Origin of the sequence: Streptomyces sp. NPDC058579 (assembly GCF_042718575.1) — a bacterium.
Lineage (GTDB): Bacteria > Actinomycetota > Actinomycetes > Streptomycetales > Streptomycetaceae > Streptomyces.
This window is the reverse complement of the sequence record NZ_JBHXPI010000007.1, coordinates 33,195-56,024: the sequence shown is the minus strand read 5'-3', so window position 1 is coordinate 56,024 and position 22,830 is coordinate 33,195. Positions and strand designations below refer to the sequence as shown.

The 22,830-nt window shown below is 72.4% G+C and carries 15 protein-coding genes; 8 read left to right on the top strand and 7 right to left on the bottom strand.

Features of this window, described 5'->3' with window-relative positions; all coding sequences use genetic code 11:
• The first annotated feature begins 100 nt into the window (after positions 1 to 100).
• Positions 101 to 2,695, top strand: a complete 2,595-nt coding sequence (gene glgP, locus ACFWRO_RS11970; RefSeq protein WP_384508049.1) for an alpha-glucan family phosphorylase — start codon at positions 101 to 103, stop codon at positions 2,693 to 2,695.
• A gap of 116 nt (positions 2,696 to 2,811) precedes the next feature.
• Positions 2,812 to 4,041: an alginate lyase family protein gene (locus ACFWRO_RS11965; protein ID WP_384508046.1), complete on the top strand. Its 1,230-nt coding sequence runs from the start codon at positions 2,812 to 2,814 to the stop codon at positions 4,039 to 4,041.
• Between the two features lie 16 nt (positions 4,042 to 4,057).
• On the opposite strand, the gene ACFWRO_RS11960 is transcribed toward ACFWRO_RS11965, so the two are convergent.
• The 6 genes from ACFWRO_RS11960 to glgX all read right to left on the bottom strand — a co-directional run bounded on the left by ACFWRO_RS11960 (position 4,058) and on the right by glgX (position 15,281).
• Positions 4,058 to 5,611 carry a sensor histidine kinase gene (locus ACFWRO_RS11960; protein WP_384508043.1) on the bottom strand — a complete coding sequence of 518 codons (1,554 nt, stop codon included), beginning with the start codon at positions 5,609 to 5,611 and terminating at the stop codon, positions 4,058 to 4,060.
• A gap of 233 nt (positions 5,612 to 5,844) precedes the next feature.
• Entirely contained in the window at positions 5,845 to 6,504 is a 660-nt protein-coding gene (locus ACFWRO_RS11955) for a response regulator (protein ID WP_384508040.1), read from the bottom strand.
• Positions 6,505 to 6,589: 85 nt separating this feature from the next.
• A complete protein-coding gene (locus tag ACFWRO_RS11950; RefSeq protein ID WP_384508037.1) occupies positions 6,590 to 8,617 on the bottom strand; it encodes a M4 family metallopeptidase in 2,028 nt (675 codons plus the stop codon).
• A gap of 691 nt (positions 8,618 to 9,308) precedes the next feature.
• The gene (locus tag ACFWRO_RS11945; protein ID WP_384508034.1) at positions 9,309 to 11,147 is read right to left on the bottom strand and encodes an ABC transporter ATP-binding protein; all 1,839 of its coding nucleotides are present in this window, start codon (positions 11,145 to 11,147) and stop codon (positions 9,309 to 9,311) included.
• On the bottom strand, positions 11,144 to 12,940 hold the full coding sequence (locus tag ACFWRO_RS11940; protein ID WP_384508031.1) for an ABC transporter ATP-binding protein: 1,797 nt from the start codon (positions 12,938 to 12,940) through the stop codon (positions 11,144 to 11,146). The genes ACFWRO_RS11945 and ACFWRO_RS11940 overlap by 4 nt, the downstream gene beginning before the upstream one ends.
• A gap of 85 nt (positions 12,941 to 13,025) precedes the next feature.
• Positions 13,026 to 15,281 (bottom strand): glycogen debranching protein GlgX, encoded by a 2,256-nt coding sequence (gene glgX, locus ACFWRO_RS11935; RefSeq protein ID WP_384508028.1) that lies wholly within the window; start codon positions 15,279 to 15,281, stop codon positions 13,026 to 13,028.
• 165 nt (positions 15,282 to 15,446) lie between these two features.
• Here glgX and ACFWRO_RS11930 point away from each other — a divergent pair, with 165 nt between their 5' ends.
• The 6 genes from ACFWRO_RS11930 (at position 15,447) to ACFWRO_RS11905 (ending at position 21,939) form a co-directional block, all read left to right on the top strand.
• A complete protein-coding gene (locus ACFWRO_RS11930) occupies positions 15,447 to 16,667 on the top strand; it encodes an Ig-like domain-containing protein (protein WP_384508025.1) in 1,221 nt (406 codons plus the stop codon).
• A gap of 163 nt (positions 16,668 to 16,830) precedes the next feature.
• Entirely contained in the window at positions 16,831 to 18,078 is a 1,248-nt protein-coding gene (locus ACFWRO_RS11925) for an Ig-like domain-containing protein (protein WP_384508022.1), read from the top strand.
• Between the two features lie 107 nt (positions 18,079 to 18,185).
• Positions 18,186 to 18,953 carry an enoyl-CoA hydratase/isomerase family protein gene (locus ACFWRO_RS11920; protein ID WP_384508019.1) on the top strand — a complete coding sequence of 256 codons (768 nt, stop codon included), beginning with the start codon at positions 18,186 to 18,188 and terminating at the stop codon, positions 18,951 to 18,953.
• Between the two features lie 121 nt (positions 18,954 to 19,074).
• The gene (locus ACFWRO_RS11915; RefSeq protein WP_384508016.1) at positions 19,075 to 19,578 is read left to right on the top strand and encodes an ATP-binding protein; all 504 of its coding nucleotides are present in this window, start codon (positions 19,075 to 19,077) and stop codon (positions 19,576 to 19,578) included.
• Positions 19,579 to 19,948: 370 nt separating this feature from the next.
• The gene (locus ACFWRO_RS11910) at positions 19,949 to 20,737 is read left to right on the top strand and encodes a polysaccharide deacetylase family protein (RefSeq protein WP_384508013.1); all 789 of its coding nucleotides are present in this window, start codon (positions 19,949 to 19,951) and stop codon (positions 20,735 to 20,737) included.
• Positions 20,737 to 21,939 (top strand): YncE family protein, encoded by a 1,203-nt coding sequence (locus ACFWRO_RS11905; protein ID WP_384508010.1) that lies wholly within the window; start codon positions 20,737 to 20,739, stop codon positions 21,937 to 21,939. Before ACFWRO_RS11910 ends, ACFWRO_RS11905 begins: the two co-directional genes overlap by 1 nt.
• Before the next feature lie 172 nt (positions 21,940 to 22,111).
• Here the strand turns inward: ACFWRO_RS11905 and ACFWRO_RS11900 are convergent, their stop codons facing one another.
• Entirely contained in the window at positions 22,112 to 22,750 is a 639-nt protein-coding gene (locus ACFWRO_RS11900) for a GNAT family N-acetyltransferase (RefSeq protein ID WP_384508007.1), read from the bottom strand.
• Positions 22,751 to 22,830: the final 80 nt, after the last annotated feature.

Sequence of the window (22,830 nt, the reverse complement as noted above, 5' to 3'; positions counted from 1 at the left end):
CCCGGGAGAGCGGGGTGGCCTACCTTCGGTGGATGCACAGACCGACTGCACAGCGTGGTGCGTCGGCTCCGCTCCGTACTCGCCTGCGAAGGTGGAACGCGTGAAGGCAATCCGTCGATTCACCGTGCGTCCCGTCCTCCCCGACTCCCTTCGACCCCTCACCGACCTGGCGCGGAACCTGCGCTGGTCGTGGCACGACCCCACACGGGAGCTCTTCAGCTCCGTCGACCCCGACCACGCCGACCAGGCCGGCCGCGCGGGCGAACGCAGCGCCGACGACCTCGACCCGGTCCGGCTGCTCGGCTCCGTCTCCGCCGCCCGGCTCGCCGCGCTCGCCGGCGACCAGGAGTTCCTGGCCCGGCTGCGCGCCGCGGCCGAGGACCTCGACCACTATCTGCGCGCCCCCCGCTGGTACCAGGAGCAGCAGGGGCAGGGCGCGCGGCTGCCCGCGAGCGTCGCGTACTTCTCACCCGAGTTCGGGGTCGCGGCGGCCCTGCCCCAGTACTCCGGCGGTCTCGGCATCCTCGCCGGCGACCACCTCAAGGCCGCGAGCGACCTCGGCGTCCCGCTCGTCGGCGTCGGCCTGCTCTACCGGCACGGCTACTTCCGCCAGTCGCTCTCGCGCGAGGGCTGGCAGCAGGAGCACTACCCCGTCCTCGACCCCGGCGAGCTGCCCGTCACCCTGCTCCGAGAGGGCGACGGCACGCCCGCCCGGGTCACCCTCGCGCTGCCCGGCGGCCGGGGCCTGCACGCCCACATCTGGACCGCGCAGGTCGGCCGCGTACCGCTGCTGATGCTCGACTCCGACGTCGAGGGGAACGCGCCGGCCGAGCGCGAGGTCACCGACCGGCTGTACGGAGGCGGCAGCGAGCACCGGCTGCTCCAGGAGATGCTGCTCGGCATCGGCGGCGTCCGCGCCGTCCGCACCTACTGCCGGCTCACCGGCACCCCGGCGCCGGAGGTCTTCCACTCCAACGAGGGCCACGCGGGCTTCCTCGGCCTCGAACGCATCCGCGAACTCGCTGGTACGGGCTTGGACTTCGACGCGGCCCTGGAGACCGTACGGGCCGGGACGGTGTTCACCACCCACACCCCCGTCCCCGCGGGCATCGACCGCTTCGAGCGCAGCCTCGTCGCCCGCCATCTCGGCGAGGACGGCGAGCTGCCCGGCGTCGACGTCGGCCGGATCCTCGCCCTCGGCGACGAGACCCCGCTCGGCGGCGAACCCGGGCTCTTCAACATGGCCGCCATGGGCCTCCGCCTCGCCCAGCGGGCCAACGGCGTCTCCACCCTCCACGGCTCCGTCAGCCGGGCGATGTTCGGCGGCCTGTGGGCGGGCTTCGACCCGGAGGAGGTGCCGATCGGCTCCATCACCAACGGCGTCCACGCGCCGACCTGGACCGCGCCCGAGGTCGGCCGCCGGGCCGAGGGGGCGGACGACCGGGAGCTGTGGGAGCTGCGCAGGACCCTGCGCGAACAGCTCGTGACCGAGGTACGGGAACGGGTGCGGGGCTCCTGGAGGCAGCGCGGGGCCGGTGCCGCCGAACTCGGCTGGACCGACTCGGTCCTCGACCCGGACGTGCTCACCATCGGGTTCGCGCGCCGGGTCCCCTCGTACAAGCGGCTCACGCTGATGCTGCGCGACCCCGACCGGCTGCGGGCGCTGCTGCTGCACCCGGAGCGGCCCGTGCAGCTCGTGGTGGCGGGCAAGGCGCACCCGGCCGACCACGGCGGGAAGCGGCTGGTGCAGGAGCTGGTGCGGTTCGCCGACGATCCCCGGGTGCGGCACCGGATCGTCTTCCTGCCCGACTACGGCATGGCCATGGCCCGCAAGCTGTACCCCGGCTGCGACGTCTGGCTCAACAACCCGCTGCGCCCGCTGGAGGCCTGCGGCACCAGCGGGATGAAGGCCGCCCTCAACGGCTGCCTCAACCTCTCGGTCCTCGACGGCTGGTGGGACGAGTGGTTCGAGCCCGACTTCGGCTGGGCGATCCCCACGGCCGACGGGGCGGCGGCGACGGACGAGGAGCGCCGCGACGACCTGGAGGCGGCCGCGCTCTACGAGCTGATCGAGCGCCGGGTCGCGCCCCGCTTCTACGACCGGGGCCCGGACGGGGTGCCGGTCCGCTGGACGGAGATGGTCCGCAGGACACTGCGGGACCTCGGCCCGAAGGTGCTCGCCGACCGCATGGTGCGCGAGTACGTCGAGAAGCTGTACGCCCCGGCCGCCCTGGCCCACCGCGCGCTCGCCCCGGCGGCCGCGCGGGAGCTGGCGGCGTGGAAGTCCCGGGTGCGGGGCGGCTGGCCGAAGGTCGCCCTCGACCACATCGAGGTCGGCGAGCTCGACGAGGACCTGGCCGACGCGGAGCTGGGCGCGACGACGGCGGTACGGGTCCGGGTGGCGCTCGGCGAACTGGGCCCGGACGACGTGGAGGTGCAGGCGGTGGCCGGCCGGGTCACCCCGGACGACGCGCTCGTGGAGACCCGGATCTGCGCCCTGAAGCCGGTGGGCGGCCCCGACCTGGAGGGCAGGCAGCTCTACGAGGGCTCGCTCGTCCTGGACCGCACGGGCTGCTTCGGCTGTACGGTCCGGGTCCTTCCGGCCCACCCGCTGCTCGCGTCGGCGGCGGAGCTGGGTCTGGTGACCCTGCCGACGGAGTGCACGGGGGAGGGTGCGGGGGTGCTCCTGAGGTGAGCTGGTCCGGACCAGGGTCTTGACGTGTCCATGGGGGTGTCCCTAAGTTCCACGCTCGACGCGGAGTTCAATCCTCCGCCCGGCGTTCACATACAGGAACGAAAGGCACCCCCCACATGCGCCTCAAAGCCCTGGTCCTCGCCCTCACGGCGGCCGTCGCCGTCACCGTCACGTCGACGGCCGTCGCAGGCCCGCCGCAGGCGGAAGCCGCGCCCGCGCCCGCGAAGGCGGACGCTCCCGTGAAGGTCGCCGCCCCGGCGGCCTTCACCCACCCCGGCGTCGTCGTCTCCCGACCCCAACTCGACTTCGTACGCGCGAAGGTGCAGGCGGGCGCGCAGCCCTGGAAGGCAGCGTACGACCAGATGACGGCGAGCCCGTACGCCTCCCTGAGCCGCGCGCCCAAGCCCCGCGCGATCGTCGAGTGCGGTTCGTCCTCCAACCCGAACAACGGCTGCACGGACGAGCGGCAGGACGCGGTCGCCGCGTACACGCAGGCGCTGGCCTGGTACATCACCCGGGACGACCGGCACGCCCGCAAGGCGATCGAGATCATGGACGCCTGGTCGGCCGTGATCACCGACCACACCAACTCCAACGCCCCGCTCCAGACCGGCTGGGCGGGCTCCTCCTGGCCCCGGGCCGCCGAGATCATCAAGCACACGTACACCGGCGGCTGGGCCAACTCCGGCCGCTTCGCGACGATGCTGCGCAACGTCTACCTGCCCGAGGTCATCAACGGCGCCGCGACCAAGAACGGCAACTGGGAACTCATCATGACCGAGGCCGCGATCGGCATCGCGGTCCACCTGGAGGACCGCGCGGCCTACGACAAGGCCGTCAAGACGTACCTCGGCCGGGTCCCCGCCTACATCTACCTGGCCTCGGACGGCTCCACGCCGAAGCCGCCGCCGAACAGCTCGATCGACACCCGCGACGAGATCGTGAAGTACTGGCAGGGCCAGTCGACCTTCGCCGACGGCATCTCCCAGGAGACCTGCCGGGACTTCGGCCACACCGGCTGGGGCCTCGCCGCCGCCGTCCACACCGCCGAGACCAGCCGGATCCAGGGCGCGGACCTCTACCCCCAGGTCTCCGAGCGGCTGCGGCACGCGCTGGGCTTCCACACCAAGTACGAGAACGGCACGGCGGTCCCGTCCTGGCTCTGCGGCGGCACGGTGAAGCCGGGCCTCGGGCGGGTGACGGAGATGGGGTACAACGCGCTGAACGGCCGCATGGGGACAGCGATGACCAACACCAAGACCTACACCGAGTCCCACCGGCCCTCCGGCACCGACAACTACTTCGTCTCCTGGGAGACCCTGACCCACGCGGGGAACCCGAGCTGACCGGTCCGTCGCGGGCTCACCCCACGATCGCCTTGTCGGCGAGGCGCCCGTCGACCAGACAGAGACGGTAGACGGGCACCGAGGCCGTCATCGCCGCCCGGTAGTACAGGCAGGCGTCCATGCCGGGCGGCTCGGACGGGGCGTCGGCGGGCGGCCCGTCCAGGGGATGCGGCGGGAGTTCGTCGGAGTCGGCGGCGAGCGGTGCGCCGACACGCAGGCCGGCGTAGTCGTCCCGGTCCAGGAAGGACCGGGACTGCGTCCACAGGCCGAAGGCCAGCATGACGACGCCGAGCGCGGCGACCAGCGCGAGCGGGATCCAGATCGCCCGCGCGAGCCCACGCCGCACCTCCCGCCGCGCCCGGTCCCGTTCCCGTACGGAGGCGGGCGCGGGGACCGGTACGGGCGCGGCTGCCCCGGCTTCCAGAGGCAGCACCGCCCGTACGACGAACCCGCCGTCCGCCCGCGCCCCATGACTCAACCGCCCGCCGGCCAGCCGCACCCGCTCGTCGAGCCCGACGAGCCCGGTGCCGCCAACGGAGCCGACGGGGCCTGCGCCCGGGCGGCGTGGCGCGCCGTCGTTCGCTCCTGCGCCGGGCCCGTTCGAGACGGCGACCGTCACCGTTCCCGCCGTGCGCTCCAAGGCGACCCGCACCGGGGCGCCGGGTGCGTGCTTGGCCGCGTTCGTGAGGGACTCCACCACCAGGCGGTGGACCGCGCGGTCGACCATCGGCGGGGTCGCGCCGTCCGGCCCGCGCCGCGTCAGCTCCACGCCGAGACCGGACGCGCGGGCCCGCTCCACGACCTCCTCGACCGTCTCCCCGACAGGCGTGGTCGGCGCCCCCGGCTCGCGCAGCACCCCGATGATGTCCCGCAGCCGGGCCGTCGCGTCGGCGGCGGCCACCCGCAACTCCCCGGCCGCCGCCTGCTGCCGATCCGCGAGCGCCGGATCGACCTCCAGGGCGGCGGCCCGCAGGGCGATCAGCGCGAGGTCGTGGCCGAGCGAGTCGTGCATGTCGCCCGCGATGCGGGAACGTTCACGCAGCCGCTCCCGGTCCGCGACGGCCTCCTGCTCGCGCTCCATGCGGGCGGCCAGCTCCCAGCCGGCCCGGACGAGCCGGGCGTACTGGCGCACGTACCGGCCCGTCAGCCAGGGCGCGACGATCGCGAGCGCGAGGACGAGGACGACGGTGAAGCCCTGGGAGACGTTCCCGTCCGAGAGCGGGACGAGCGCGAAGCCGAGCGCGGCGACCGCCGAGAACAGGGCCGGCGCGGCCCAGTCGGGTCGCTGCTGCCGCCGCCCCGCGAGGTAGCCGAAGACGACGAGCGCGAGCGCGTACGCCGGGGTGAACAGCTCCGGTGACGTGGCCAGGCTCAGCGCGACGGCGAGGCCCAGCGAGACCAGCGGAAGGAACCGGCAGCACGCCACGGCCACACCGAGCACGGCGACGCCCACGACGACCTGCCCCCAGGAGCCGCCGTCGTTCGGGTCGAGCCGCAGCAGCACGGGGGTGGCGAGCAGCCCCCACAGGCCCAGATCGAGCAACAGGTCCCGGAGTCGTTCACGGCGCATCCGCCCAGCTTGCCGGACGACGAAGACCGGGCGCCCCGGACGAAAGTCGGGGCGGCGTGGGCGCGAGGTACGTCGACCGTGGCGCCGCCATGTCACGCCCGACCCGCGCCGTGCACGCCCCCGCGCCGTGCACGCCCCCGCGCCGTGCACGCCCCCGGCCGCGCGGGCCTGCGGCCCGGCTGCTCAGGGCCTCAGGGCGGGATGACGGCGGGCAGCCCGAGGCCGCAACCCCCTCAGCTCTCCGCCTCCACAAGCCCCGCCTCGTACGCCAGGATCGCCAGCTGGACCCGGTTCTTCAGGCCGAGCCGGGACAGGACCGCGCTCACGTGCGCCTTCACGGTGCCTTCGACGACGTACAGCCGGGCCGCGATCTCGGCGTTCGAGAGGCCCGCGCCGACCAGGGCCACGACCTCGCGCTCCCGGCCCGTCAGCGGGTCGAGGCGCTCGCGCGCCTCCGCCGCCCGGGAGAGCCGGCCGGTCGGCAGGTGCGCGATGACCCGCCGGGTGACCTCGGGGGAGAGGAACGCGGCCCCGGCCGCCACCGCCCGTACCCCCGCGAGCAGTTCCCTCGGGTCACCGGACTTGAGCAGGAAACCGGCGGCGCCCGAGCCGAGGGCCCGGGCGATGTACTCGTCCTCCGAGAACGTCGTGAGCATCACGACCGCCGCGTCCGGCACCAGCCGCCGCAGCTCCTCCGCCGCCCCGAGCCCGTCGAGCCGGGGCATCCGGATGTCGAGCAGGACCACGTCCGGCAGATGCCGCCGCGCGAGCTCGACGGCCTCCCGCCCGTCACCCGCCTCCGCGACCACCTCGATCCCCGGATCGGCGGCGAGGATCGCCTTCACCCCGGCCCGGATCATCGTCTCGTCGTCCGCGAGCAGCACCCTGATCATGCGTTCCACCCTACGCAGACGCGGGGAAGCCCCGGGGGCGCTGCCCCCGGGGCTTCCGTCACTCACTTCGCCGTTACGGGAGCCGTTACGGGAAGGTGAGCTTGAAGCTGTTGATGTAACCGGTGTCGATCGCGGCCTTGTCCTGGACGCGGAGCTTCCAGGCACCGTTGGCGACCTCCGAGGAGGCGTTCACGGTGTAGGCCTGCACGATGTTGTCCGCGCTGCCGCCCGAGCGGTTGTGCAGGTTGTAGACCGAACCGTCGGGGGCGACGAGGTCCACGATCAGGTCACCGCGGTAGGTGTGGACGATGTCCACGTCCACCTTGAGGGCGGCCGGCGCGTTGCCGGTGATGCCCGTGACGTTGACCGTGGAGGTCACCGCGGCGCCGTTGTCCGGGACGGACACGTCAGCGGCGTTCTCGAACACCTTCCCGCCCGGGTTGCCGCCGCCGGGGCGCGAGCCCACGTTGATGCCGGCCCAGGCGTGCTCGACGGCCAGGACCTCGGGGCTGCCGACGCCGTACAGCTCGGTGGCCACCGCGACCGTACCGGTGCGGGCACCGGCGTAGTTGGTGTTCGAGCTGAACTTCGTGGTGAGCGCCTTGAACCAGATCAGCGACGCCTTGTCCCGGCCGATGCCGGTGACGGGCAGGCCGTCCGAGGTCGGCGAGTCGTAGTTGACGCCGTTGACGGTCTTGGCGCCGCTGCCCTCGGAGAGCAGGTAGTACCAGTGGTTCGCCGGGCCCGAGGAGTAGTGGACGTCGATGCCGCCGATGCCCGAGTACCAGGCGTCCTTGGACGAGCCGTCCTTGCTCGGCTTGTCCATGTACCGCAGCGGGGTGCCGTTGCCGCGGATGTCGATCTTCTCGCCGACGAGGTAGTCGCCCTTGTCCGAGGCGTTGTTGGCGTAGAACTCGACCGCCGCCGCGAAGATGTCGGAGGTGGCCTCGTTCAGACCGCCGGACTCACCGCTGTAGACCAGGCCGGCGGTGTTCGAGGTGACACCGTGCGACATCTCGTGCGCGGCCACGTCGATCGAGGTGAGCGGCTTGGTGTTGCCCGCGCCGTCGCCGTACGTCATGCAGAAGCAGGAGTCCTGCCAGAAGGCGTTGACGTACGCGTTGCCGTAGTGGACCCGGGAGTACGCGCCGACGCCGTCACCGCGGATGCCGGAGCGGCCGTGCACGTTCTTGAAGTAGTCCCAGGTGACCCCGGCGCCGAAGTGCGCGTCCGCGCCCGCGGTCTCCGCGTTCTGCGGGGTGCCGTCGCCCCAGATGTCGTCGGCGCCGGAGAACAGCGTCCCGGTGCCGGACGTGCCGCGGTTGAGGTTGTACGTCTTGTGGTTGCCGCGCCCGGTGTCGGTCAGCGTGTACGACGGCGCGGTGCCGAGGGTCACCTGGCCGCTGTACTGGGTGTTGCCGGTACCGGTGTGGACGGCCTGCCACTCGTACAGCTTCGCGCCGCTGTTGGCGTCGGTGACGACGTGCAGCTCGTTCGGGGTGCCGTCGTGCTGGAGGCCGCCGACGACGGTCTCGTACGCGAGGACGGGCGAACCCTGCGCCATCCAGACGACCTTGCGCGGGGCGCGGTCGGCGGCGGTCTCCTTGGAGCCCTCCGCCTTGGCCTCGGCGACGGCCTGCTTCTCGGCGGCGGCCGGGGCGACGTCGGCGGTGGTGTCGACGTTCTTCAGCTCGGACCGGGAGGCCTTGGTGACGCCCTGCGTGACGCCGGCCTTGGTCTCCTGGACGACCAGGTCGCCACCGAGGACCGGGAGTCCGGCGTACGTGCGCTCGTAGCGCGTGTGGGTCGTGCCGTCGCGGTCCTGGACCACGTCACGGACGACGAGCTTCTCCTGGGCGCCGAGCCCGAGGGACTTGGCGGTGGCCGCCTTGTCCGCGTCGGCCGCGCGTATCAGCGCGGTGCGCTGGGCGGGGGAGAGGTCCGCCGGGAGCTTGCCGGGGTTGGCCTGGCCGGCGGCCTGCGCCTTGGGGGCGACGGGGAAGCCGGGGTCGTCGGCGGTGGCGGAACCGGACTGGACGCCGACCGCGATCATGGCGGCGGCGGCGATCAGGGCGCCGGTCGCGGTGGCGCGACGGCTGGGCGTGGATCTCACGCAGACTCCTTTTGCGAGGGGGGTACCGGACGGCTGGGTGGGTCGTCCGGGCGGTGCAAACAGAGCTGTGGAGCGCGAACTCTCATACGAGTCGGGGAGAGAGTGGCAGCCGTGACGGCAATCTGTCAGGAGCGCGTCAACAACTTGGCCGGAAATCGTCCGGAGCCCGAAACCCGGCGTTCGTTAACCGGACGTTTCATCGATCATGGTGACGCGGTTGCCTGGTGTTCGCGGTGGCCCGAATTCAAAGGGCGTCCACGGGTTGAGAACGAACCCCCGCCCTCGCTCGGACCGTCCGGGGGCGAATCCGAGCCACGCCCCGAGATCCCGTAGCGGCGTGGCTCGTTCCGCCCCCTTGCCCCGGCGGTCCGGGTGACGGTCCGTCAGCCGTCGAGGTGGTGCACGCCGATGCAGTCGGGGTCCTGGTTCGGGCAGCTCGGGTGCGGCTTGCGCACCTCACGCCCCGCCAGCCCCTCGTGCGAACACCAGCCGCAGCGGCACGACTCCTCGTGCGCGGCGGGGCGCCGTCGAGAAGCGGCGGCAGTCGTCGCACGTCCGGCAGGCGCCCGAGAACGTCGGCTCCCGGTGCCGGAACCGCGGATGACCGCACCGGCACTCGTGCGTCGCCCAGCTCGTCCCCGTCACCACGGCCCCCGCCGTCCGTGCCGAAGCAGACCCTACGAAGAGCGTCTCACCCCACCAGGCTGTCCCGCCACGCCCGGTGCAGCCCCGCGAACCGGCCCTCGCCGTCGCTGAGTTCGCCGGGTGTGCCGTCCTCCACGATCCGGCCCGCCTCCATCACCAGGACCCGGTCCGCGATCTCGACCGTCGAGAGGCGGTGGGCGATCACGACGGCCGTGCGGCCCGCGAGCACCGTGTCCATGGCCCGCTGCACCGCCCGTTCCCCCGGCACGTCCAGCGAGCTGGTCGCCTCGTCCAGGATCAGCACCGCCGGGTCCGCGAGCAGGGCACGGGCGAAGGCCACCAACTGCCGCTGGCCCGCCGAGATCCGCCCGCCCCGCTTTCGTACGTCCGTGTCGTAGCCGTCCGGGAGGCTTGCGATGAAGTCGTGCGCGCCGATCGCCTTCGCCGCCCGCTCGATCTCCTCGCGGCTCGCGTCCGGCCGACCGATCGCGATGTTCTCGGCGACCGTCCCGGAGAACAGGAACGCCTCCTGGGTCACCATCACCACACCCCGCCGCAGCTCGGGCGTCGCCAGCTCGCGGACATCGACGCCGTCGAGCAGCACCCGTCCCCGCGTCGGGTCGTAGAACCGGGCAAGGAGCTTCGCGAGCGTCGACTTGCCCGCGCCCGTGGAGCCGACCACCGCGACCGTCTGCCCCGCCGGGATCGTCAGGTCGAAGCGGGGGAGCACCTCGCCACCGGTCCGGTACGCGAAGCTCACCCCGTCGAAGACGACCTCGCGGCCGGGGCGCCCGCCCGCGCTCGCCGGCAGCTCCTTCGGTGCGGCGGCCTCCGGGACGCCGGGCTCCTGCGCGAGCAGCCCCGCGATCTTGCCGAGGGAGGCGGCCGCCGACTGGTACGAGTTGAGGAACATCCCGAGCCGGTCGATCGGGTCGTAGAGCCGCCGCATGAAGAGCACCGCCGCCGCGAGCACGCCCAGCTCCAGCGTCCCGCCCGCGACCCGGTACGCGCCCCAGAGGCACATGCCCGCCACGGCCGTGTTCGCGACGAGCCGGGAGCCGATGACATAGCGGGCCATCTCCAGGAGCGCGTCGCCGTTGGAGCGCTCGTGCCGCTGGTTGAGCCCGGCGAACTCGGCGTCGTTGGCCCGCTCCCTGCGGAACGCCCGCACCGGCCGGATCCCGTTCATCGTCTCCGCGAACTTCACGATGACGCCCGCGATGGCCGTGGACCGGTCGGCGAAGACGACGGCCGCCCGCCGCTGGTAGAGCCGGACCAGCAGATACAGCGGTACGAAGGAGGCGACCGCGACCGCGCCGATGCCCAGGTCGAGCCAGAGCAGCATCGCCGAGATGTACACGAACGCGAGGACGACCCCGATCAGCTCCTGGAGCCCCTCGGCGAGCAGCTCCCGCAGGGACTCCACGTCGGTGGTGGAGCGGGAGATGAGCCGGCCGGAGGTGTACCGCTCGTGGAAGTCGACGCTCAGCACCTGCGCGTGCCGGAAGATCCGCCCGCGCAGATCGAGCAGCACGTCCTGGTTGACGCGGGCGGCGCGGCGCAGGAAGGCGTACTGGAGGAGCCCGCCGGCCACGGCACAGATCAGGTACCCGACGGCGACGGCCACGACGGGCCCGTAGTCCCCGTCCCGGAAGGCCGGCACGCCCCGGTCGATGGCGTACGCGACGAGCAAAGGACCCGCCTGCAGGGCGGCCTGCTGGAGCAGCAGCAGAAGCGCGGCGACGGCCACCCGCGCCCGGTGCGCGGAGAGCAGCGACCGCAGCAGGGCACCGGTGGCGCCGGGGGCGGTCGGGAGGTCGTCCCGGTCGAAGGGGTCGCCGCCACCGGAGTCGTTGCTGTTCACGGACTTCTTCGGATCCGTCATCGCGTCTCAGCCCCCTCGCCCGACATCAGCCAGGCGTACTCGGCGTTGCTCCGGAGCAGTTCGTGGTGGGTGCCCACCGCCGCGACCCGGCCCTCCGACAGGAGCGCCACCCGGTCCGCGAGCAGGACCGTCGACGGCCGGTGGGCCACGACCAGGGCCGTGGTGTCGCGCAGGACCTCGCGGAGGGCGGCCTCCACCAGGGCCTCCGTGTGGACGTCGAGCGCGGAGAGCGGGTCGTCGAGGACCAGGAAGCGGGGCCGTCCGACGACCGCGCGGGCCAGGGCGAGGCGCTGGCGCTGGCCGCCGGAGAGGCTCAGCCCCTGCTCGCCGACCTGGGTGTCCGCGCCCTCGGGCAGCGCCGTGACGAAGCCGTCCGCCTGGGCCACGGCGAGTGCCCGCCACAGCTCGGGTTCACCGGCCTCCGCTTCCGTACCGGAGGACGTCCCGCCCATCAGGACGTTCGCGCCGACGCTCGACGAGAAGAGGGTCGGCTCCTCGAAGGCCACCGCGACGAGCCCGCGCAGCCGTTCGCGCTCCATCAGCGCGATGTCCTCGCCGTCCAGCAGGATCCGCCCGCCGGTCGCCTCGTGCAGACGCGGTACGAGGGCGGTGAGCGTCGTCTTGCCGGAACCGGTCGCGCCGACGAGGGCGAGGGTCTCGCCCGGCCGGATGTGGAGGTCGACGCGGTCGAGCACGGGAAGGGAGTCCGGCGGCGCGTCGGGGTAGCGGAAGGTGATGTTCTCGAACCGGACCCCGTCACGCGGTCCCGGTGCCGGGCCCTCCACATCGGCGGACCCCCGCGTCTCCTCCGGCTCGTCCATCACCTCGAAGTACCGTTCCGTCGCGGTCGCCGCCTCCTGGCTCATCGCGAGCAGGAAGCCGATCGACTCCACCGGCCAGCGCAGCGCGAGCGCGGTCGACAGGAAGGCGACGAGCGTGCCCGCCGACAGCTGCCCGTCGGCCACCTGGACGGTGCCGAGCACGAGGGCGGCGCCGATCGCCAGCTCGGGGATGATCGTGATGAGCGCCCAGATCCCGGCGAGCAGCCGCGCCTTGACCAGCTCCGTGCCGCGCAGCCGCTCGGCGAGCGCGTGGAACGCGAGGGCCTGGCTGCGGTGGCGCCCGAAGCCCTTGACGATCCGGATGCCGAGGACGCTCTCCTCGACCACGGTCGTCAGATCGCCGACCTGGTCCTGGGCGCGGCGCGCGACGACCGAGTACTTCGTCTCGAAGAGCGAGCAGAGGACCACCAGCGGGATCACGGGAGTCAGGAGCAGGAGCCCGAGCGTCCAGTCCTGGGCGAGCAGCAGCACGAAACCGGCCAGGATCGTGACGCCGTTGACGACGAGGAAGGTCAGCGGGAAGGCGAGGAACATCCGGAGCAGCATCAGATCGGTCGTGCCGCGCGAGAGCAGCTGGCCCGAGGCCCAGCGGTCGTGGAAGGCGATCGGCAGCCGCTGCAGCCGTCGGTACAGATCCTCCCGCATCCGCGCCTCGACCCCGGCGAGCGGCCGCGCCACGAGCCACCGCCGGAGCCCGAAGAGCACGGCCTCCGCGATCCCGAGCAGCAGCAGGTACAGCGCGCCGAGCCACACCCCGCCCGGATCCCCGGCGGCGACGGGCCCGTCCACCATCCACTTCAGGACGAGCGGAAAGACGAGCGACAGACATGAGGCGACGATCGCGACCACGGCGGCCGTGACCAACCGCCCCTGGACGGGGCGCACGTACGGCCACAGGCGCAGCAGGTTCCGTACGGCTGACTTCTTGGTGACTGCATCTTCTCCGGGCATCACGGGCGAGCCTACGGTTCACCACTGACACCGCTCATGTGGTTTTCCGGCCACCCGGGCGCACCGCGATCGCAGGCGCCCCCCCTCACCCCCCGACCCGCAGCAGCCACACCGACCGGGCCCCCACCGTCACCGTCGCCCCGCCCTCGTACACGGTCTCCGGGGCGTGCGTCTGGTCCTCCAGTGCGGTGTCCAGGACCAGTTCGTACGACTCCGCCCACGGCGGGCCCGGCAGCCGGTACTCCGCCGGGCGCGGACCCGCGTGCAGGATCGCCAGGAAGCTGTCGTCGGTGACCTGGGCGCCGCGCGCGTCCCGCCCCGGGATGTCCCGGCCCGAGAGGTAGAGGCCCAGCGTGGCCGCCGGCGCGTACCAGTCGGACTCCGTCATCTCCGTGCCGTCCGCCGTGAACCACGCCAGGTCCCGCAGCCCGTCCGCGCCCTGCGGACGGCCCGAGAAGAACGCGCGGCGGCGCAGCACCGGATGCCGGTGCCGCAGCGCGAGCAGCCGCCGGGTCAGGGCGAGCAGCTCGCGCCGCCCCGGGTCCTCCGGCAGCGACCAGTCCAGCCAGCTCGTCTCGTTGTCCTGGCAGTACGCGTTGTTGTTGCCGCCCTGCGTGCGCCCCATCTCGTCGCCCGCGACCAGCATCGGCACCCCGGTCGACAGGAGCAGCGTCGTCAGCAGGTTCCGCAGCTGCCGCAGCCGCAGCCCCTCCACGACGGGGTCGTCGGTCTCGCCCTCCGCCCCGCAGTTCCAGGCGCGGTTGTCGTTCGTGCCGTCCCGGTTGCCCTCCCCGTTGGCCTCGTTGTGCTTCCGCTCGTACGTCACGAGGTCCCGCAGCGTGAAGCCGTCGTGCGCGGTGACGAAGTTGACCGAGGCGTACGGCCGCCGCCCGCCCCACGCGTACAGGTCGCTCGATCCGGAGAGGCGGTAGCCGAGGTCGCGTACGTCGGGCAGGGCGCCGCGCCAGAAGTCCCGTACCGCGTCGCGGTAGCGGTCGTTCCACTCCGTCCACAGCGGCGGGAACGCGCCCACCTGATAGCCGCCGTTGCCGACGTCCCAGGGCTCGGCGATCAGCTTCACCCGTCGGAGCACCGGGTCCTGGGCGATGACCGCGAGGAACGGGGAGAGCATGTCGACGTCGTGCATCGAGCGGGCGAGCGCCGCCGCCAGGTCGAAGCGGAAGCCGTCGACGCCCATCTCCGTCACCCAGTACCGCAGCGAGTCGGTGATCAGCCGTAGCACCTGCGGCTGGACGACGTGCAGGGTGTTGCCGCAGCCGGTGTAGTCGGCGTACCGGCGGGCGTCCGACTGGAGCCGGTAGTAGCCGCGGTTGTCGATGCCCTTCAGGGACAGCGTCGGCCCCAGCTCGCCCGCCTCGGCGGTGTGGTTGTAGACGACGTCGAGGATGACCTCGATGCCGGCCGCGTGCAGCGCCCGCACCATCCGCTTGAACTCGCCGACCTGCTGCCCGGTGGTCCCCGAGGAGGAGTAGCCGGCGTGCGGGGCGAAGTAGCCGATGGAGTTGTACCCCCAGTAGTTGCGCAGCCCCCGCCGCAGCAGATGGTCCTCGTGCGCGAACTGGTGCACCGGCAGCAGCTCCACCGCCGTCACCCCGAGTTGTACGAGATGCTCGACGGCCGCCGGGTGCGCGAGCCCCGCGTAGGTGCCGCGCAGCTCCTCGGGGATGCCCGGGTGGAGCTTGGTGAACCCCTTCACGTGCAGCTCGTAGATGACCGAGTCCGGCCACGGCGTCTTCGGCCTGCGGTCGTCCGCCCAGTCGTCGTCGTCCAGGACGACGACCCCCTTCGGCACGTGCGGGGCGGAGTCCCGGCCGTCCCGGACGGTGTCGGCCACGTGCTGCTGCGGCCAGTCGCGGACGTGCCCGTACACCTCCGGCGGCAGCGTGAAGTCGCCGTCGACCGCCCGCGCGTACGGGTCAAGGAGCAGCTTGGCCGGGTTCCAGCGGGCGCCCGTCCACGGGTCCCAGCGGCCGTGCACCCGGAATCCGTACCGCTGCCCGGCGCCCACCCCGGGCACGAAGCCGTGCCAGATCTCGTGGGTCAGCTCGGTCAGCGGCAGCCGCCGTTCGGTCCCGTCCGCGTCGAAGAGGCAGAGCTCGACGGCCTCCGCCCCGCCGGCCCACAGCGCGAAGTTGGTGCCGGTGACCCCGTCGGGCCCGCTCCGGCAGCGCGCCCCCAAGGGCGTGGGCGCGCCCGGCCACACCGCGTCCGGCCGCACCGCGCCCTGCCACACCGTGGGCGGCCGGGCCCGTTCCGGGGCAGGGGAGGGCCCCCCTCCGTCCCGTACCGCCTCCGCCTTCTGCTCGGCTGCGCTCGACACCTGTCGGCCTCCCGCGGCTCGTCGGGCCCCGCGCGGCGCGGACCCGCGGCGTCCCGGCCGCGGCTCCTCGTGTGGGGCCTCCCACCTGTTCTGCCCGTACGGCCGTACTCCCAACATGACCCGCACGCACGTTTCCCCTGGAGGGTGGCTGTCGTTGGGCCGGTCGTGAGACACGTATGGAAGCGGGCGGGCCGCGCGCTCGCGGTGGCGGCACTGGTGGCGGGTGTGGCGGGCTGCACCGCCACGGGCGAGGGCGGCGGTGGGATCGACCTCTCCCTGCCCGGGAAGGCGCGGGCCCCGGGCGATGTCATCCGGGTCAGTCCGGAGGACGGCAGCAAGGGCGTACCGGCCGAGGGCCCGATCGAGGTCAGGGTCGACAGCGGACGGCTCGAACGGGTCACCGTCGTCCGGGTCGAGGACGCCCAGCGGGCCGAGGTGACCGGCGAGATCAGCGAGGACGGGCTGCGCTGGCGGCCGAAGCCGGACTCCCGGCTCGCCCTCGCGGCCAAGTACAGCGTGGACGCCGTGGCGCTCGACGCGCACGGCCGGCGCTCCGCCCGGCACACCACGTTCACCACCGTCGTCCCCGAGAGCCGGTTCATCGGCTACTTCAAGCCGGAGAACCGTTCCACTGTCGGCACCGGAATGATCGTCTCCTTCTCCTTCAACCGCGCCGTCGAGAACCGCGAGGCCGTCGAGCGGGCCATCACGGTCACCTCCGACCCGCCGGTCGACGTGGTCGGCCACTGGTTCGGCAAGGAGCGGCTCGACTTCCGCCCGGCGGAGTACTGGCGGCCCGGCACCAAGGTGACCGTCGACCTCGCCCTGCGCGACGTCGAGGGCGCTCCGGGCGTGTACGGCATCCAGAGCAAGCGCGTCGGCTTCACGGTCGGGCGCTCCCAGGTCTCCCTCGTCGACGCGGCCGAGCACACCATGGAGGTGCGCAAGGACGGCGAGCTGCTCGCGACGATCCCCATCACGGCCGGGGCGCCGAAGACCACGACGTACAACGGGAAGATGGTGGTCACGGAGCTCTACGACGTGACCCGGATGGACGGCCGGACCGTCGGCTTCGGCGGGGAGTACGACATCAAGGACGTGCCGCACGCGATGCGTCTTACCGAGTCCGGGACCTTCCTGCACGGCAACTACTGGGCCACGCCCGCCACCTTCGGCTCGGCCAACGTCAGCCACGGATGTGTGGGCCTGCGGGACGAGAAGGGTGGCAGCCCGGACTCCCCGGCGGGCTGGTTCTTCGACCGTACGCTCATCGGCGACGTGGTCGAGGTGGTCAACTCCCGTGACCGAAAGGTCGCTCCCGACAACGGCCTCGGAGGCTGGAACATGGACTGGGAGGAGTGGAAGGCGGGGTCGGCCCTGCGATGACCCGGGCAAGTGCCCGAACCCCGTGCGAACTGGGACTGAACGGTGACATCCGCGTGGAACTTTCGTGTCTTCCGGTGTGATTATCTAACGCTGTGTGCGCGAGAGGATGTGCACGGGGGTGGGGCCCAGGCATAGCCGGGTCGTGCGAGGGGAGAACACCATAGTGAACGGGCAGCCGATATCCGGAGCGACCACCGGACGCAGGCGCCGCGGCACCCGCCTGGGGGCGCTGGCGACGGGGGCGCTGCTCCTCGTCCTGACCGCGTGCGGTGGCGGTGACGCCGGCGGCGCCAAGGGCGGCGGGCAGGAGCCGGGCAAGGACGGCGGCGGCAAGCAGGAGATCGCGGCCTCGCAGGCGGTCGTCACGATCGCCCCGAAGGACGGCGCCGTCTCGGTCGCGACCAGCGGCGCGCTGAAGGTCACGGCCGAGCAGGGCAAGCTGACGACGGTCACGGTCGCGGACACCAAGGGTGCCGAGATCGAGGGCAAGATAGCGGCGGACGGCGCCAGCTGGCAGCCCGTCGGACACCTGTCCGCCGGTACGCAGTACAAGGTCCACGCGATCGCGAAGGACTCCGAGGGCCGCGAGTCGGCCAAGGACACCACCTTCACCACGCTGACCCCGAAGAACACCTTCATCGGCCACTACACGCCCGAGGACGGTTCGACCGTCGGCGTCGGCATGCCGGTCTCCATCCGCTTCACCCGGGGCATCACCGACCCCGAGGCCGTGGAGAAGGCCATCAAGGTCACCGCGACGCCCGCCGTCGACATCGAGGGCCACTGGTTCGGCAACGACCGCCTCGACTTCCGCCCGGAGAACTACTGGGCCGCCGGCACCAAGGTGAAGGTCGAGCTGAACCTGGACGGCGTCGAGGGCCGCCCGGGTGTCTACGGCAAGCAGAAGAAGACGCTCTCCTTCACCATCGGCCGCCGCCAGGTCTCCACGGTCGACGCCAGCGCCAAGACCATGAAGGTCGAGCGCGACGGCAAGATCATCAAGACCATCCCGATCACCGCGGGCGCGCCGTCCACGACCACGTACAACGGTCAGATGGTCATCAGCGAGAAGTACAAGGTGACCCGGATGAACGGCGCCACCGTCGGCTTCGGCGGCGAGTACGACATCAAGGACGTGCCGCACGCGATGCGCCTGTCCACCTCGGGCACCTTCGTCCACGGCAACTACTGGGCCTCGTCCGGGACGTTCGGCTCCGCCAACGTCAGCCACGGCTGCGTCGGCCTGCGCGACGCGCGGGGCGCGGGCGACGGCACCACCCCGGCGGCCTGGTTCTACGACCGCTCGCTCATCGGTGACGTGGTCGTCGTCAAGAACTCGAAGGACAAGCAGATCCAGCCGGACAACGGCCTCAACGGCTGGAACATGTCCTGGTCGGAGTGGATCAAGTAGCTCCCTCTTCAAGGGGCCCGGTGCTGTGACCAACGGCACCGGGCCTCTTGCCGTGCTGTGCTCTCTGGGGGGACACCCCCCAGGCCCCCCACGACTAACCTGCCCCCATGACTGTGAACCTCGAAGTCGCGGACGGCGTCGGCACGATCCGCCTCGACCGCCCCCCGATGAACGCCCTCGACATCGCCGTACAGGACCGGCTGCGCGAGCTGGCCCAGGAGGCGACCGACCGCGACGACGTGCGCGCGGTGATCCTCTACGGCGGCGAGAAGGTGTTCGCGGCCGGCGCGGACATCAAGGAGATGCAGGTCATGGACCACGCGGCCATGGTGAAGCGGTCGCGCGCGCTCCAGGACTCCTTCACCGCGATCGCCCGCATCCCCAAGCCCGTCGTCGCCGCGATCACCGGCTACGCCCTGGGCGGCGGCTGCGAGCTGGCGCTCTGCGCCGACTACCGGATCGCCGCCGACAACGCCAAGCTGGGCCAGCCCGAGATCCTGCTCGGCCTGATCCCCGGCGCAGGCGGCACCCAGCGGCTCTCCCGGCTCGTCGGCCCGTCCAAGGCGAAGGACCTCATCTTCACCGGCCGTATGGTCAAGGCCGAGGAGGCCCTGACACTCGGTCTGGTGGACCGTGTCGTCCCGGCGGCCGAGGTGTACGAGCAGGCGCACGCCTGGGCCGCGAAGCTCGCCCAGGGTCCGGCCATCGCGCTGCGCGCCGCCAAGGAGGCGATCGACCAGGGCCTGGAGGCCGACATCGACACCGGCCTCGCGATCGAACGCACCTGGTTCGCGGGCCTGTTCGCGACCGAGGACCGGGAGACCGGGATGCGGAGCTTCGTCGAGGAGGGCCCGGGCAAGGCCAAGTTCGCCTGACGCCCGCCGAGCCCGCCTGCCGCTGGCGTATGCCGGAGGAATCTCCCGGAATTGTCGATTCCGGTGTACGGATTCCTCCGGAACGGCCACGCGGTTCCGTCCGTGCGGCCATGATGGGGGCATGGCGGGCCTGGAGGGTGTGGAACAACCGCGGCAGCACGGCGGTGCGACCGCCGCACGGTGGGTACCGACCGCCGAGGACGAACAGGCCCTGAAGGCGCTGGAGTTGTACGGGAACCCGGCCGAGGATGACGTCCGGTTGCCGTCCCGTCCGGAGTCCGCCGCCGTCGCCCGCCGGCTCACGCAGTGCGTGGTGCTCCGTCAGTGGGCCCTGACGCCGCAGATCGCGGAGCACGCGGTCTTACTCGTCTCGGAACTCGTCGGGAACGCCGTCCGGCACACCGGTGCGCGCGTCTTCGCCCTGAGGCTGCTGCGCCGCCGGGGCTGGATCCGGATCGAGGTCCGAGACCCCTCGCGCGGTCTGCCCTGTCTGATGCCGGTGCAGGAGCTGGACATAAGCGGCCGCGGCCTCTTCCTCGTCGACAAACTCTCCGACCGCTGGGGCGTGGACCTGCAGCCGCGCGGCAAGACGACCTGGTTCGAGATGCGGGTGTCGGACCGCTGAGGGTTCTCGGCCCCGGATACACAAAAGCCCCCGTGAGGGGGCTTCCGTGTATGGCGCCGTGGATCGGGGGGGTGTAATCCACGGTGCTCGACGACCTGGCCCGGGTCAATGGGGGTCGTGGTTCCGACTATGGCAGACAGGTGGCCTTGCCGCCAAAAGTCCCTATCGGTTCAAAATCGGTCAAACCGGTACGGTTCGCCGATGAATCATTGGTGACCTGGAGCACCAACCTTGTAAATGGTGAATAAGTATGGCGTTCATCGGGTGTTTCCTCGACTTGTCCGCATGTCGGACGCCATGCGGGGGCTGGCAAACGTCCTGAATTGGCTCAATCGTAATTTTCCGGACAGACCACCTCTTTAATGGGCGCGTGACCCTCACCGACCGCCGTGGCGCGCTCCGGGCAGGTGCGGCGGCCGCCCTCGCGGGAGCCGCCGCCGGGTTCCTCACGAACGCCTGCGGCACGGAACCTGACGCCGCGCGCGGAGGCTCCGCGCCTCGGGGCCCCGCGCCCGCCCCCAGGCCGCCCGACGCGCCGGCCCCGCGCCGCTTCCCCGGGCTGCCGGTCGAGATCGCGAGCGGCCCGCGCGACCGCCCCCGGGTCGCCCTCACCTTCCACGGCCAGGGCGACCCCGCCCTCGCCCGCGCCGTGCTCGCCGAGGCCGAGAAGGGCGGGGCCCGGGTCACCGTCCTCGCCGTGGGGGAGTGGCTCGACTCGTACCCCGACGTGGCCCGCCGCGTCCTGGACGGCGGCCACGACCTCGGCAACCACACCCAGCGCCACCTCGACGTCAACGCGATGACCGAGGACGAGGCGCACGCCGAGATCGCCGCCTGCGCCACCCGGCTGCGCCGCCTCACCGGCTCCATCGGCACCTGGTTCCGGCCCTCCAGGACCCAGCACGCCGGCGCGGCCGTCCAGCGGGCCGCCGGCCGGGCCGGCTACCCGCACGTCCTCTCGTACGACGTCGACTCCCTCGACCACACCTCGCCCGGCGCCCCGGCTGTCGTCCGCAACGTCACCGCACGGGTCCGGCCCGGCTCGGTGGTGAGCCTGCACTTCGGCTACGCGGACACCCTGGCCGCGCTGCCGCCCCTCCTCGCCGACCTCGACCGCCGCGGCCTGCGCGCGGTGACGACCACGGAGCTGCTGACCTGATGCTGCCTCTCACCACGCGCACGATCACCACGCGTACGAAGAGCCTCCTCGCCGCCGCGCTGCTCGCCGCGCTCGCCGGGTGCGGCACCGCCGACCGGGCCCCCGAGCCCCGGGGCGGCGGCAAGGAGGAGGCCGCCGCGCTCCCCGCCGTACCGAAGAAGGCCACCCCTGCGGGGCTGCCGGGCATGCCGCCGGTCCTGGACCCGAACGACGTCTACGCGGCCGACCGCCCCGGCAAGCTGTCGCCCGTGGTGAAGGGCTTCCCCAGCCGGATCTACGTCCCCAACACCAACTCCAACACGGTCTCGGTCATCGACCCGGCGACGTACAAGGTCGTCGAGACGATCCCGGTCGGCATCCAGCCGCAGCACGTCGTGCCCTCCTGGGACCTGAAGACCCTCTGGGTCAACAACAACCGGGGCCACACGCTCACCCCGATCGACCCGGCCACCGGCGTCGCGGGCAAGCCGGTCGAGGTCCACGACCCGTACAACCTGTACTTCACGCCCAACGGGAAGTACGCCGTCGTCATGGCCTCCCTCGACCGGGAGCTGGTCTTCCGCGACCCGCACACGATGGAGCGGAAGAAGACCGTCCCGGTCTCCTGCTACGGCGTCAACCACGCCGACTTCTCCGCCGACGGCCGGTACTTCGTCGTCTCCTGCGAGTTCTCGGGCGAGCTCCTGAAGGTCGACACGGAGAAGATGAAGGTCGTCGGCCAGCAGAGGCTGCCGTTCGAGGGCGCCATGCCGCAGGACGTGAAGCTCTCCCCGGACGGCAAGACCTTCTACATCGCCGACATGATGGCCCACGGCATGTGGGTCCTGGACGGCGAGAAGTTCACCACCCCGCAGCTGATGCCGACCGGCAAGGGCGCCCACGGCCTCTACGTCTCCCGCGACTCCAAGGAGATGTACGTCCCCAACCGCGGCGAGGGCTCGATCTCGGTCTTCGACTTCGGGCAGAACAAGCTGACGAAGAAGTGGCGGCTGCCGGACGGCGGCTCCCCGGACATGGGCGGCGTCTCGGCCGACGGCAAGGTGCTGTGGCTGTCGGGCCGTTACGACGCCGAGGTGTACGCGATCGACACGAGGACCGGAAAGCAACTGGCCCGCATCCCGGTAGGCGGCGGCCCACACGGCCTGGCGGTCTACCCGCAACCGGGCCGCTACTCCCTGGGCCACACAGGCGTCTTCCGCTGACGGCCGGCGGGCGACGAGCGGGGCCCCGGAGGCCCCGCGCTGAGGCCCCGGCGACGGGTCAGCCGGCGACGAGCGGCGTCCCTGAGCTTGCGCTGACGGGACGGGTCAGCCGGCGACCAGCAGGGCCTCGGAGGCCCGGCTGACGGTCAGCCGTCGGAGGCCCGGCTGACGGTCACCCGGCGACCAGCAGGGCCTCGGAGGCGACGGGGCGGAAGCCGGCGGCCTGGAAGACCCGGACGCTGCGGGCGTTGCCCGGGGCCTGCTGCGCCCAGACCACGTCGTCCGGCGTCAGGTGCCGGGCGGCGAGCGCGAGGGCCTTGCCTATGCCACGGTGCCTGGCGTCCTCGTCCACCTCGATCGCCGCCTCCCAGCGGCCCGCCACCCCGCGCCCCAGGATCAGCACGCCGCCGTCGGCCGCCCACACCCGTACGTCGTCGCGGTACTTCCTCGCCCGCGCCACGCGCCCGTACTCCGCGTCCTCGATCTCCCGCAGCGGCAGCTCGGGCTCACCGGGCAGCGCCGTGGCGACCGTCAGCAGGTCGACGCAGTCCATGCGACGGCCCGTACGCGCCATCAGGGCCAGCAGGAACCGGGGGTTCATCGCGGCGGCCAGCGGATCGCTCGGCGTGGCCGCCAGTTCCGCCCGTACCCACTCCGGATCCTGGTCCGTGAAGACGACCGAGTGCGCGGTGAAGGCGAGGACCCCCGCGTCCCGGGTGCTCGGCTGGGGGACGACCGTCGTCGAACCGTCCGGCGGAGGGAACTGCCCCCGTGCCGCCGCCGCCAGGATCCGTGCCACGTCGTCGCTCATACCCCCATGATCGGCCAAGGCCCGGCGCCCGGCCCAGGCGGGTGGCCCGATAACCTGACCCCCGTCATCGCAGCATCGAG

Coding starts and splice junctions, on each gene's coding strand:
- ACFWRO_RS11965 (WP_384508046.1), top strand. CDS start 2,812: ATGCGCCTCAAAGCCCTGGTCCTCGCCCTCACGGCGGCCGTCGCCGTC.
- ACFWRO_RS11960 (WP_384508043.1), bottom strand. CDS start 5,611: ATGCGCCGTGAACGACTCCGGGACCTGTTGCTCGATCTGGGCCTGTGG.
- ACFWRO_RS11955 (WP_384508040.1), bottom strand. CDS start 6,504: ATGATCAGGGTGCTGCTCGCGGACGACGAGACGATGATCCGGGCCGGG.
- ACFWRO_RS11945 (WP_384508034.1), bottom strand. CDS start 11,147: ATGACGGATCCGAAGAAGTCCGTGAACAGCAACGACTCCGGTGGCGGC.
- ACFWRO_RS11940 (WP_384508031.1), bottom strand. CDS start 12,940: ATGCCCGGAGAAGATGCAGTCACCAAGAAGTCAGCCGTACGGAACCTG.
- ACFWRO_RS11920 (WP_384508019.1), top strand. CDS start 18,186: ATGACTGTGAACCTCGAAGTCGCGGACGGCGTCGGCACGATCCGCCTC.
- ACFWRO_RS11915 (WP_384508016.1), top strand. CDS start 19,075: ATGGCGGGCCTGGAGGGTGTGGAACAACCGCGGCAGCACGGCGGTGCG.
- ACFWRO_RS11905 (WP_384508010.1), top strand. CDS start 20,737: ATGCTGCCTCTCACCACGCGCACGATCACCACGCGTACGAAGAGCCTC.
- ACFWRO_RS11900 (WP_384508007.1), bottom strand. CDS start 22,750: ATGAGCGACGACGTGGCACGGATCCTGGCGGCGGCGGCACGGGGGCAG.